At 54.2% G+C, this 12,613-nt stretch carries 9 protein-coding genes and 1 pseudogene; 4 read left to right on the top strand and 6 right to left on the bottom strand.

Features of this window, described 5'->3' with window-relative positions:
• Positions 1–3: 3 nt before the first annotated feature.
• Complete coding sequence (locus tag KTE_RS40140; protein WP_201391881.1) at positions 4–1,173, top strand: FAD-dependent monooxygenase; 1,170 nt, start codon at positions 4–6, stop codon at positions 1,171–1,173.
• 36 nt (positions 1,174–1,209) lie between these two features.
• On the opposite strand, the gene KTE_RS40135 is transcribed toward KTE_RS40140, so the two are convergent.
• A complete protein-coding gene (locus tag KTE_RS40135) occupies positions 1,210–1,665 on the bottom strand; it encodes a helix-turn-helix domain-containing protein (protein WP_201391879.1) in 456 nt (151 codons plus the stop codon).
• Between the two features lie 129 nt (positions 1,666–1,794).
• On the opposite strand from KTE_RS40135, the gene KTE_RS40130 reads away from it, so the two are divergent.
• From KTE_RS40130 to KTE_RS40120, 3 genes and pseudogenes are all read left to right on the top strand, one after another.
• The gene (locus KTE_RS40130; protein WP_201391878.1) at positions 1,795–2,232 is read left to right on the top strand and encodes a DoxX family protein; all 438 of its coding nucleotides are present in this window, start codon (positions 1,795–1,797) and stop codon (positions 2,230–2,232) included.
• A gap of 84 nt (positions 2,233–2,316) precedes the next feature.
• On the top strand, positions 2,317–2,712 hold the full coding sequence (locus KTE_RS40125) for a VOC family protein (RefSeq protein WP_201391876.1): 396 nt from the start codon (positions 2,317–2,319) through the stop codon (positions 2,710–2,712).
• 160 nt (positions 2,713–2,872) lie between these two features.
• Positions 2,873–3,900: pseudogene (locus KTE_RS40120) on the top strand (zinc-binding alcohol dehydrogenase family protein).
• Between the two features lie 46 nt (positions 3,901–3,946).
• Here the strand turns inward: KTE_RS40120 and KTE_RS40115 are convergent.
• The 5 genes from KTE_RS40115 to KTE_RS40095 form a co-directional block, all read right to left on the bottom strand.
• On the bottom strand, positions 3,947–4,870 hold the full coding sequence (locus tag KTE_RS40115; RefSeq protein ID WP_201391874.1) for a nucleoside hydrolase: 924 nt from the start codon (positions 4,868–4,870) through the stop codon (positions 3,947–3,949).
• Complete coding sequence (locus tag KTE_RS40110) at positions 4,867–5,697, bottom strand: aminoglycoside adenylyltransferase domain-containing protein (RefSeq protein ID WP_201391872.1); 831 nt, start codon at positions 5,695–5,697, stop codon at positions 4,867–4,869. Before KTE_RS40110 ends, KTE_RS40115 begins: the two co-directional genes overlap by 4 nt.
• 282 nt (positions 5,698–5,979) lie before the next feature.
• A complete protein-coding gene (locus tag KTE_RS40105; protein WP_201391870.1) occupies positions 5,980–7,512 on the bottom strand; it encodes a zinc ribbon domain-containing protein in 1,533 nt (510 codons plus the stop codon).
• A gap of 216 nt (positions 7,513–7,728) precedes the next feature.
• Positions 7,729–9,132 (bottom strand): hypothetical protein, encoded by a 1,404-nt coding sequence (locus KTE_RS40100; RefSeq protein ID WP_201391867.1) that lies wholly within the window; start codon positions 9,130–9,132, stop codon positions 7,729–7,731.
• A gap of 164 nt (positions 9,133–9,296) precedes the next feature.
• A complete protein-coding gene (locus KTE_RS40095; RefSeq protein WP_201391865.1) occupies positions 9,297–12,491 on the bottom strand; it encodes an efflux RND transporter permease subunit in 3,195 nt (1,064 codons plus the stop codon).
• Positions 12,492–12,613 lie beyond the last annotated feature (122 nt).

Genomic DNA, 12,613 nt, shown 5'->3' with positions numbered 1-12,613 from the left:
ATCGTGATAACAAGAGATAATGAGCTGCCCATTGTGATTATTGGCGCTGGCATTGGAGGGCTTGCTGCAGCGCTGGCGCTGCAGCAAGCGGGCTTTGCTGTGCGCGTGTTTGAACGCGCCAGGGAGATTAGAGAGGTGGGAGCTGGACTCACACTTTGGCCCAATGCGGTGAAGGTTTTACAGAGGCTTGGCCTGGATGAGATGTTGCGTGACCTTGGTCTACCTGAAACGGCCATGAGTGGCTTCTACTCTGCTCGGGGAAAGCTCCTGGCCCCGCTCTCGCCAGCGGAGATTGAGGATAAATTGGGCGCGCCAACCATTGTGATCCATCGAGCAGAGTTCCAGGCGGCGTTGCGTGAAAAGGTGGGACCAGATACACTCCAACTAGGCGCGAGATTTGTCGCCTTCGAACAGGATGAGAATGGCATCACCACCTCTTTTGCAGATGGGCAACAGGTACGAGGCTGCCTGCTAATTGGCGCCGATGGCATTCATTCATCTATCCGTCAACAGCTCTTCCCGCAGAGCATACCGCGCTATGCAGGCTATACGGCCTGGCGTGGTGTCGCTGCTGCTGTTCCTCAAATGATTGGAGAGTTCTGGGGACGGGGCCTGCGCTTTGGCATCGCCCCTTTGAGCAGGGAGCGGGTCTACTGGTTTGCGTCCCGCAATGTTCCAGAGAACGCGACAGAGGCACCAGAGGGACGGAGAGAAGAGTTGTTGGCAATGTTTAAATACTGGCATCCAGCCATAACAACACTTATCGAGGCGACGCCTGTGGAGGAGATCCTGCGCAACGACATTTATGATCTCAAGCCTCTATCTCATTGGAGCAAAGGGCGTGTGGTCCTGCTCGGAGACGCGGCGCACGCGATGACGCCGAATATGGGGCAGGGTGCTTGCCAGGCACTTGAAGATGCATTTGTCCTCGCCCAGGCCTTACGGCACACCCAATCTATTGCGGAGGCACTCCATGTCTACCAGCAGAAGCGCCTGGCTCGAGCTAACATGGTTATCACGCGCTCGCGCCAGATCGGGATTATAGGGCAATGGGAGCATCCATTCGCCTGCTGGCTTCGTGACCGCGTACTTATGCTTACGCCCACGCCTCTACTCATTCAGCAACTCGTATCTGTCGCGGGCTACATTCCTGGCGAGCAAGCCAGCACCTAAACATATTTCTATCTAAAAGACATCTCATTACTGCTATTAGAGTTGACTGACTAAGCTATTAGGGCCTGCGAAGACTGCCCGTCCCTGGCGCACTGTTTCGCGGATCAAGGGAAGCATCTGCTCACGTTTGGCCTTCATGAGTGCGATCCAGTCTGCCGGAGCGCCGGTCTGGGGATCATGCTCGGCGCTCCAGTTGGCCATCTCCACCAGGAGCGGAATCAGGTCCAGACCCTTCTCCGTCAAGGCATACATCTCTTTACGTTCGTTTGTGGGATGAGGCCGTTTGATAAGAATCTCCTGCTGCTCCAGGTGCGCCAGGCGGTTGGCGAGAATATTGGTCGCGATCCCCTCTTCTGACGCCAAAAATTCCGTATAGGTCTTCTTCCCAAAATAGACAATATCGCGAATAATCAACAGTGACCAGGGATCGCCAAGAACTTCCAGGATGAAGTTAATGGGGCAGTCCGAACGCCTGTGATGTTTATGTTTCATGGTAGATGCTCCCGATTGGTTCATTTGCTATTTCCGCTTTTGCGTCCTGGTATTGGAATAGTATAGTACCTGTACTTGCAAATTGCAAGTACAGGGCAAGTAAATAGCGAGAAACAAAGGAGCATCAAGATGAACAATGTCGCAAGTCTTCAGGTATCAAGCGAAAATAATACCCAGGGGAAACGTCAGAACAAGGTTATGCTCACCACGCTCTGGAGTGTTCAGGCACTGCTCGCGCTGATCTTTCTCTTTGCTGGCAGTTCGAAGTTACTTATGCCAATCGAGATGATGACCTCGCAGATGAGCGTGCCGCTGCCCGGCCTCTTTATCCGGTTCATCGGCGTGGCTGAAGTCGCTGGTGCGCTTGGCCTCATCTTGCCTCTCCTCCTGCGCATCAAACCTTTCTTGACTCCGCTGGCTGCTTCCGGGCTAGTAATCATCATGATAGGGGCTACGGCGATAACGCTTATGGGGGGCGATGTCGTCTCTGCCCTGCTCCCGCTGGTGGTGGGCCTGCTCGCCATTTTCATCTTCTACGGTCGTCGGTCCTATTTCAAGGCCGCCTGACTCCCGACCTTCTTACTTAAAGGAATGCAGCCCCCCTGGTAATCCCATATGCCAGGGGGCAAACAGAAAGGATCAATGAGAATAATGGATATGAAACTTGAGCTTGTACCGGTGCCAGTTACTGACATTGATCGCGCCAAAGCTTTCTATGTGGAAAAGGTGGGATTTCACGCGGACCTTGATATCCAGCCAACTGATACAGTTAGAATAGTCCAGCTTACGCCACCTGGATCGGCTTGCTCGATTGTTATGAGTACCGGCCTCGATGGTATTGAAATGCAGCCTGGTTCACTCAGGGGTCTGCACCTGGTCGTTGGGGACGTCCAAAAGGCCCGCGAAGCGCTCATGAGGCAGGGCGTCGAAGTAGGCGAGATTGATGAGCATGATCAGGGGATTAAGTACGCGGCCTTCAGCGATCCCGATGGCAACACATGGACTTTCCAGGAAATGCCCTGGAGGTCCTCAGAGCTTAGCTTGTAAAGGCGTTTTGCTCATTTGCACAGGCATACGGTTTGCGCTTCTGGATCGTGTTCCTTGTAAGTAAAGGGTGAGTGTGCTCAGCCCAGTCGCGTAAGTCTATGCTTGCATAGACTCTACAAAAAACGCATCACCTCTACACAAGCAAAGGAGCAAACCTTAGATGAAAGCCGTTGGATTATACCGTTATTTACCCATAGATGATCCTGAAAGCCTGGTGGACCTGGAACTGCCCAGGCCAACGCCAGAGGGGCGTGATCTGCTCGTACGTGTCAAGGCCGTCTCCGTCAACCCGGTAGATACCAAAACGCGCAAACGTGGACCAAAAGATAAGGTAGAAGAGCCGCCGCGTATCCTGGGCTGGGACGCGGCGGGCGTCGTGGAGGCCGTGGGACCCGAGAGCGCGCTCTTCAAGCCCGGAGATGAGGTTTACTACGCGGGCGATATCACCCGTCCGGGCTGCGATAGCGAGTTTCATCTCATTGATGAGCGCATCGTGGGGCATAAGCCCAAAAGCCTGGATTTCGCCGAGGCAGCGGCCCTCCCCCTCACTTCCTTGACGGCCTGGGAGGCTCTCTTCAGCCGCCTGGGCGTTACGGAGCAGCCAGCCGAGAACCAGGGCAAGAGCATCCTCATCATCAATGCCGCGGGTGGTGTTGGTTCTATCGCGACCCAGCTTGCCAGACGCGCGGGCCTGACCGTGATTGGAACGGCCTCGCGTCCGGAGTCCATCCAGTGGGCGAAGGAGCACGGCGCGGACTATACCATCGACCATCACCAGCCCTTCGCGCCACAGCTGAAGGCCCTGGGCAACCCCACTATCCCCTACATCTTCTGCCTCAACAACCTTGACCAGCACTGGGACAATATGGTCGAGGCCATCGTCCCCCAGGGAAAGATCTGTTCCATTGTCAGCCCCAGAATCCGGTCAATCTGGGCGCCTTGATGGGCAAGAGCGCGACCTTCGCCTGGGAGCTCATGTTCACCCGTCCCCGCTTCCAGACCGCAGACATGATCGAGCAACACCACATCCTCGATACCGTGGCGGGCCTGGTCGACGCGGGCGAGATCAAGACCACCCTCACCCAGCGTCTCTCACCCATCAACGCTGCCAACCTGCGCAAGGCCCACGCCACCCTGGAGCAAGGCAGCATGATCGGTAAACTGGTCCTTGAAAAATTTCCCGAATAGTAGCAGCGTACGCAAGTAGCGGGCCACCCGCTACTTGTGTACGCTGCTACTGAGTTATTGTCGCATTCCAATAGTCGTTGAAGGCGTTGCCATCAATTCTGGTGATTAGGCGTGTGGGTCTTCCATTGCTATCGGGAAGCTCGTAGAGCCAGCCATCTCTTGTCTCGAATTTGAGGGGTATGGTTTCAAGCTCGACGCCCTGGCTCCAGCCGAGGGCGATGGCACAGGCCAGGGGGTCGTGTAGGAAGTTGATGATATCTCTAGGCAAACCTGGGCTGTGCTGTCCATGAGTCTGTTCATGGTGCTCGTATTTCGCGCACACCTCGGCCTGGCGCACGATAAGTTGCCCCAACTGGCCAGCCTGGGCAAGTCCGGGCAGATACGCTCGCCTCAAGGCGGTCTGGCATGTGACAGTAAGCGGGATCAACGTTGGGTTGGCGTGCTCCAGGACGTAACGCGCCGAGGCGATATCCAACTGGATATTGTAGTCGTCCTCTCTGGCAAACTGGGGGTAGGCGGCTGGCGCATCAAAGATGTAGCCACCCATGAGAAAGAGCCTGGCCTGGCGCAGTATGCCTGGATATTGCTTATCGAGCAATGCCAGGTTAGTGTAGGGACCAATGGCAACGATGAGCGCGCCCTGCTCAATGCTGCGCTTGAGGAGGGCCAGGGCCGCGTCCAGTGGACCTGGACGCGGCGTAATGGGTTCGGGCCAATTCTCCTCTTCTGGCGGATAGCCCGGTATATAGCGATAATAGCCGCCAGCGACATCGGCCCCCGCAGCCACGGGAATATCATTTCTCCCCGCTAGCTTCAGCATATATTTGACATACCCTGCCCTCTGCCCCTGGTCATCGGAGACAGTCGTCACGCCCGTGATGTCGAGGTCAGGCCAGCGCAAGAGCATGGCGAGGGCGCAGACATCGTCCATATCTCCGCCAATGTCGGTATCCAGGTGGATTTTCGTCATTGCAAATCTCCTTCTGCTTGTGAGACAGCCATGCGAATGAAGCGCTGTATCTCGGGATTGAGGGACGCATCGAATGTTTGCTTGTTGTGCCAGGCCTGCGAGTGCTCGACGGTGCTGTGCCAGGGTTCGGGCAGGGTCGCTAGCGCCCAGGCGACGGCCTGCGGCTTGCTGGGTAGCGTGCCCGTGGCAAGCGTACAGAGGGCACGGCACATGGTTTGGATGACGTAGGCTTTCTGTCCCAGGTGGAGCTGCCAATCGGGATCATCAGGCTGGTTGGCCCAGCGCAGCCATTCCGGCATCCTTAAGCGCACTGCCTCGCGCAGTTCGTCGGTTGATATAGGGTCAATAAGCGTAGTCGGTGCGGGACCACAGAGCATCAAGCCGTGCTCCCGCACGACCCAGCGTTCAAGCACCCAGTTATAGTCATGCTCGTACCACTTCAGACGCTCCTGGCGGAAGAGCGTTGGGAGTCGCTCGCCTAGAGTGAAACGCCGTACCGAGACGCGGGGAATGTAGGCTCCCTCAAGGTGTATCGCGTATGGATTGGGCAGCGTTGCAAGCGTATCATGCATAGTGGTTAGGTCAGTGAACTCCGCCTCTGTGAGCAGATGCTCGGTGACTGCGAAGAAGTCAACGTCGCTGGCCAGGGGATCAAAATCGCCCATTGCCAGGGAGCCGCGCAGGTAGAGGCCGACAAGGTTCTGCCCAAGTATCTGCTGGACGCCGAGCAGCAGGGCATCTAGAAGCGTGGGTACGGTAGCGGGTATAGTGGGATCGGACTTGAGCCTGGCAAGCACATCCTGCGGGAGATGCAAGGGTAAAGACATGGAGTAACATTCCTTCCTGAATCAAAAAGCACGTATGGGTAGAGGCTCACCTACGCTTTTGCGTGTAGTGAGTTGTGGCGACATGAATTTGCTATCCTCTTCACAGGTGAATAGCCCGGTTGTTACATCATGCCAGGGCTGCCCATACTGCTCCTTCTTAGAAGTAATGCTAGCCCAAGTATACGCAGTGGAGAGATGAAATGTGACACTCCGCGTCGGCTAAAGCCGAGCAGCTTCTGACACTGTGCCGTAGTCGGATTCGTGAGATATGTGGCGTAGCCACTACTCAAAGTGAATCCGTAGTTGGGACGCAATATCTGGGAGAGGCGCGCCCATCCGGCGCCTTCCTCTCTGGGCGGTGCCATGCCCGTTGGCATGATCTCCACGCCTTGCCGCAGGGATAGATGGTCCCAACTGGCGTTTGGCATCCTGGGAGATCCCAACACCTGAGTCTTTCGACTCCCTCTTCGCACGTCGCGTCAGAGCATGAGGCTTTTCCTTCAAAGGTGCTTGCGTACGCTCGATCAAGCGTTGTCCGACTCTCAGGCTGGCATTTCTGTCGGCATGATCGCGCATCTGGCATTGTGGGCAGAAGCAGAGGGCGGCGCCGGGAGTATAGCCCTCCTGGGGTTGTCCCTGGTTGTAGCGCACGATCAGGCCATGACAGCGATGGCATTCCCGGCTTGTATTGCGCGGATTCATACGGGCCGTGATGATACCGCCTCCATTCCACGCCTTGTACTTTGCGTAGCGGAAAATGCGGCCCTTCATCCAGTAGGCCCGTTTCGTATTGCCCCGACGCGAATACGTGCCCTGCTCTGGTCGCAGGTTGCCTAGATGCTCGAAGACGAGAATACTCGCCTCGTGCTTGGTGGCGAACTGGACAATGCAGCTGCTCACCAGGTGCGCGATCTGTTCGTCCACGTGCCTGATTTTGGCCCAGAGGTCGGCATTGTCCTGTTCGTTCTCGGCGATGATGCCAGTCTGAGATCGGTTGCGCGCAATACGTCCAAGCAGTTTCTTCCTACAGCCCGATACCGCTGTGCCATTCCCAATGAAGGAAGTAGCCAGGATGGTGCCGTCAACGGTCTGGACGCTGCACACGGCTACGTGATGATCAAGATTGAGATCCACCGCGCAGAGACGTGTCTGGGCGGCGGTAAGTTGCTCTCTGACTTTTGCGGGCGCCTCGAAGGTCTTTTCGATAGGGGTATGCAACCACCAGCGATCTCCCTTGCGGACGAGTTGCGGACTACCCATCAGATTACCATCAGGGAGATCGCGACCGAGCGTGTGTATTTTGAGCCAGGACCAGCATGAGCCGGTCCAGACTTTGAGCATGATAGAACGGGTACAACGCTCGCGCCAAAGGCTTGCGTAGAAGGGAGCTGACTTATTCCATGATCGGGGCGGGACTGGTGGCCGCACCCTGAACGGCCGACTCTTGCCCTTCTTCGTTTGTTTGGCTTCGTGTTTCTGCTTACGTGATCGCCATGTTTTGAGAGAGGAGAAGAAGGAGCGAGCCGAGCCGAGCGCGGCATTGATAGCAGCGCGTCGGAACATCGCAGGGATATCTGGCGCGAGATCGGTGAGTGGCATGATCGGATGGGGGTTGGACTCCGTTGTATGCGTGAGTTTCTCCAGGGCCGTGAGGGCCTCCTTATTGTTGAGGGCAAGAAGACCTTCGTGTGCCTGGATGACTTCAAAATAAAAGGCCACGACGCGATTGAAGAGGACCTGGTTTGCCGCGAAGTAGGCAGCATACTGCGGTGGATAGCGTAACGCCTGCCTGATGGTTTTCGTGGCTTTTGCCATGTAGTACCTCCTCTCGCAAAAATATATGGTATCTCTCTTCGAGAATACCAGACTGATGTAAAATTGTCAAACATACGTTCTATAGAGCACCCTCTTGTACAAGGGCTAAAGCCTAATAACACGCCTCACCACGGTCTCAAGAACTATGGCTTGCGGCGGACTAAAGCCCTATCCAGTCAAACCAGAATTCATTACGCCATTACGGGGTGCGATTCATTACCAGAGCACTGGTTTTTTCCACTCTTCCCAGTGCATCGCGTGTGCAGGTACATAAATACCATTCTCCTTAAAAACGTCCAGGGCTAACTGGCGGTTCTTCTCATCGGAGTGTAGGTGACCGGTCGCATCGTCGACGTAGATCAGCGTATAGGGGTGATGTTGCTCTACCAGAGTCGAGAAGGGGGGCTTGGAAAACAGCTCACGAAACAGCTGTTCCTGCTGTAGTACTTGCGTGCGCTGTTGCGAGTCCATCTGTTCACAATAGAAAGCAAAGCAGTCGGTACGCCTCAGGCGACAGGTGCCTGCAAAAAGGCCTGCAAGATTGCCCATCAGCGCCAGCAACATATAATGCGTGACTTGCTCTCCAGCAAGCCAGCGAGGATGAAAGACTAATCTGGCCTCACCTGTAGCTCTATCGCGGCCAATCACATACATCAGCTCATCACCTGTCTGTACCGGGCGCTCAATCTCAGCCTCTCTCATGAGCAACTGCTCAAAATCGGGATGCTTAACACTATAGAGTGTGATCTTGAGCCGGTCCAGGCGTTCCATCTCGATATATTCGAACTCGGTTAGTACGCTGGGATAGTCACCATCGGCGCCCAATTCCTCTTTCAATCGCTGGAGGGTGTGCGTCCGGCGCAACTCGTGAAGATGCGTAAGTGAAGCTGCATCACCAGCCAACAAATGTTGGAATAATGCCTCTTTCGAGGCTTGCAGATGAGGCTGCATGGTGGGGCGTAGGCGGTCGTCTGGACGATAGGAACCCAGCTTCAGGGCGGCCTCATTAAGCGTGAAGATCTTCCAGACGCGGGACTCAAGATGTTCAAAGTCTGGCTGATCCTGGTCACGACCAACATCTAGCCAGGCACCCAGAACTTTGAAAAGCGAGTAAATTGGATCGTGTGGACTGGGAATCTGATTGGCCATTAAGGTGTAAAAGGTAGGCAGATGGGGCTGAGCCAGTTTAGCCTGCACTCGATCATAGGATAGATGTATCAGTTCAGGATGGCGCACGTAGATAGCTGCGGCTTCAGGCGAAACATATCCCAGAAGGTCATACAATGCAGCTTGCTTGCTTTCCGAAGGTGCATTTTCAATATTGGCAAGAAGCTGACCAACCTGTTCAGGCTCTTCTGTCGTGGCGCGTAGTAGCGTATCAAGAAAGCTGTTGACACTGGCATTCAGGTGCTTTTGAATAGCTTCGGCTTGATCGATGATGGTCCGCACTGCGCCCTCGAGCACCTGAAACTGCTGTAAAGCAGATTGCATCCGGTCGAGATCGTTGCTGGTGGGGAGCATCTGGAATTGTCTGCTTATTTGCTGTGCCTGATTGCTCAGTTCCGCCAGGTTCGTCGAGTGAGAAGCCTCTAACCTGTCCGTGTGTGATAGGGTTTTCATCCACAGTCAGTCCGCCTTTAATGTTTTTATTCATCTAGAATAGCACAAGAATTCCACAGAACCCTAATAGAGGCTTACTCGTCGGGCATTCGCCGTGCAGAGTAAGCCTCTATTTCTTGGGTATACGTGGTTCTCTTGAAAGAGAACCACGTATGCACCTCATACTAGACCATTTGTGACTGAGGCTCTGGAACTGGCGGGAGTTCCTCCTGGGAAGGCAATGAGCCTGAGCGTCCACGAATATCCTCTACAATGGTATAGAGGGTGGGCACGACCAACAGTGTCAGGAAGGTCGATGAGGTCAGACCGCCAATCACGACAATTGCCAATGGACCCGAAAGGAACGCGCTTGAACCGCTCACGCCCAACGCCATCGGAATCAGCGCCAGGATGGTTGCTACTGCTGTCATCAGAATGGGGCGCAGGCGACGCCTTCCGCCCTCGATGACTGCCGTACGTGCGTCCAGGCCCTTCTTGCGATATTGATTCACCAGGTCAAGGAGTACAATAGCGTTCGTTACCACAATGCCAATCAGCATCAGCATACCGATCAGCGCTGGTAGACCAAGCGCGGTATGGGTGATGAGCAATAGCGCGACCGATCCTGTACCCGCCAGCGGAATCGAAACCAGAAGCAGTAATGGCTGGAGGAGGCTGCGGAACGTTGCAACCATAACGACGTAGACGAGCAGAATAGCGATCAGCAGGGCCAGGCCGAGGCTCTGGAAAGCTTGACTCTGCATTGACGAAACACCACCCAACGAGAATGATGCTCCTGCTGGCAGGCTAAGCGCTTTCAAGCGGCTTTGTACATTCGCACTGACCGCTCCAACATTCTGGCTCGTTACGGTTGCGCTGATCGTAGCGGTTCGGGAACCGCTAACATGTGTAATCTGAGTTGGACCGTTGACTTGCGTCACAGTAGCCAGGTCTCCCAGGCGCACAGTACCAGTCGTTGAAGGGATGAGCATGTCCTTCATTCCCTCAACGGTCGTTGCCGGGTCTCCAAACTTGAGGTCAACTTCCTGCGTCTTCCCATTCAGCGTCACATTGGTGACAGTTGTGCCATTGTATATAGTGCGCAGTACTTGTCCAACCTGTGAAGGCGTTAACCCATACTTGAGCGCCTTCTCTCCATCCACATGGATATCGATTAATGGTGCAGCATTGACCAGTGAACTGGTCACATCTTTCAAGTTGGGGGTTTGCGTAACGGAATCAAGCACCTCTTGCGTAGCCTGATTCAGCGTTCCCTCATCGGAGGCCTGTACATTGATCGATAACGTAGAACTACTGCCCGAAGACTGGGAACCCGCAACCGTAATAGTGCCGGCATTACTCAGCGTTTTTATTTGATCGCTGACTTGTTGTTGCACCGTCGTTTGATCAACACCATCATTCGTGGTCACGGCAAAGGTAGCGGTATTCGTACTCCCGCCCGACGATCCGAAGAATCTACCACCACCACCACTACCACCAGATCCAATGGTAACCTGATAGTTCTTGATACCCTGAATGTTTTTCAGGATCGCTTCTACTTCTTGAGCTGCTTTGTTTGTGGTATCCAGATCAGCGGTGGCTGGTAATTGCTGGCTAATGGTGAAACTATTCGAGCTAGAGTTCCCAATCAGATTGGTATCCAGCTTGGTGGCACCCCAGCCAGCCGAGACCAGAAGGGCCAGCGCAATAATCAGGGTTACGACCCGATAGTGTGTGACCCAGCGGATCATTGGCACATAGACTTTTTCTAGAATACCAACCTTTTCGTGGCTATCCGTGTGCTGTGCGCGTTTGGGTGTTTTGAGGAACCAGTAGGCCAGTACAGGAATAATGGTCAGTGCGATCAATAGAGAGGCCAGAAGCGCGATGGTAACAGCTACTGAGAAGGGCTGGAAGAACTCTCCAACTAGGCCGGTGGTGAAGGCAATCGGCAAGAAGACGGCAACCGTCGTGAGTGTTGACGCTGTGATGGCGCCTGCGACCTCGCGTACGCCATTGAGAACCGCAGTGCGCTTCTCTTCACCGGAGTGCAGATGGCGATAGATGTTCTCCAGCACAACGATGGAGTCGTCAACCACACGCCCAATAGCAATGGTCAGACCACCCAACGTCAGGATATTAAGTGAAAAACCACCCACCCACAGTCCAATCAGAGCAATGATGATAGAAACAGGGATAGAAATGGCGGTCACGAGTGTAGAACGGATTGAAAGCAGGAAGAGCAAAATGGTGAGAATCGCGAATCCAGCCCCAATGGCCCCTTCTCTGACCAGGTCATTCACTGAGGCCTGGATCGATGGGGCCTGATCGGCAATGACCGTAATCGTTGCCCCTGAGCCGAGCTTTTGTTCTAGCTCTGACAGTTTGTTCTTCACCTCCTGGGAAACAGAGACGGTATTAGCATTCGAGTTTTTTGTAATAGAGATTCCCAGGCTATCTTTTCCATTGGTACGCGTCAGCGTAGTGGAGGGAGACAACACTTGCTCGACAGTCGCCACATCCTCAAGTTTGACTGGCTGCGAGGGGGTAGACTGGGTTGTCGTTGTGGGTAAAGTCATCCCAGGAGGAAGTTTCTGACCACCCGGCATGGATGACGATGCTTGTTGGGAGGTGCTGCTTCCCCCGCTCACAACAAGGTTTTTCAGGTCATCTAGCGTTGTGACAGCGTTATTGACACGTACAGCAACGGTCTGCCCATTGTCTTTCACTTCACCGACCGAGATCGTCGTATTGTTGGCCTGCAAGATGCTCTGCACCTGGCTTGTGCTCAATCCCTTCGCCTGGAGTTTCTTGAGATCAAGCGTAATCTGGACGATCTGAGCGCGCACGCCGGTTACCTGAACCTGGCCTACGCCATTCAGGCCCTCCAGAACGGGCGTGACGTCCTGGTCCAGCTTCACAGCTAGATCTTGCTGATTACTGGAAGAGGAGACAGCCAGGCGAATAATCGGTTGATCCGCAATGTTAAATGTGTTGACCTGGGGTGCCACACTTGAAGGAAGGCTTGTCTGGGCCTTATTCACCAATTGCGTCAACGTTTGATTGGCTTTATCCAGATCGACACTATAGTCATATTGCACAATAATTTGAGAGACACCCTCACTGGAATAAGATGTTATTTGTTGGAGTCCTTGCACTCCCTGAATACTCTTTTCAAGTGGATTAGTGACCTCTTGCTCCACACTCTGGGGTGAAGCGCCAGGATAGACCGTGACGATAGAAATCGCGGGAAAGGACAACGATGGCATGAGTTCCTGCTTGAGCGATGGAATGACAAACGCTCCAACCAGTATCACCGCTATCGTTACCAATGCCGCGATGCTGCGATTGGCAAGACTTAAGCGAGAAAGAGAAGACATAGTGCTCTCCTGATAAAATTTATAGAATCTTACAATGGTTGTACTTTCGTCAGCTTAACGGCACCAAGGAGCACCTGTCTACAGGGAAACCCCTAATGTTTTCCTCGCTCAAATCCGTTACA

The organism is Ktedonobacter sp. SOSP1-85, from assembly GCF_016587415.1.
Taxonomy (GTDB): Bacteria; Chloroflexota; Ktedonobacteria; order Ktedonobacterales; family Ktedonobacteraceae; genus Ktedonobacter.
The sequence above is the reverse complement of the archived record's forward strand: the minus strand, read 5'-3'. Positions and strand labels throughout refer to the sequence as shown.

Coding starts and splice junctions, on each gene's coding strand:
- KTE_RS40105 (WP_201391870.1), bottom strand. CDS start 7,512: ATGGCAAAAGCCACGAAAACCATCAGGCAGGCGTTACGCTATCCACCG.
- KTE_RS40125 (WP_201391876.1), top strand. CDS start 2,317: ATGGATATGAAACTTGAGCTTGTACCGGTGCCAGTTACTGACATTGAT.
- KTE_RS40110 (WP_201391872.1), bottom strand. CDS start 5,697: ATGTCTTTACCCTTGCATCTCCCGCAGGATGTGCTTGCCAGGCTCAAG.
- KTE_RS40130 (WP_201391878.1), top strand. CDS start 1,795: ATGAACAATGTCGCAAGTCTTCAGGTATCAAGCGAAAATAATACCCAG.
- KTE_RS40135 (WP_201391879.1), bottom strand. CDS start 1,665: ATGAAACATAAACATCACAGGCGTTCGGACTGCCCCATTAACTTCATC.
- KTE_RS40115 (WP_201391874.1), bottom strand. CDS start 4,870: ATGACGAAAATCCACCTGGATACCGACATTGGCGGAGATATGGACGAT.
- KTE_RS40100 (WP_201391867.1), bottom strand. CDS start 9,132: ATGAAAACCCTATCACACACGGACAGGTTAGAGGCTTCTCACTCGACG.
- KTE_RS40095 (WP_201391865.1), bottom strand. CDS start 12,491: ATGTCTTCTCTTTCTCGCTTAAGTCTTGCCAATCGCAGCATCGCGGCA.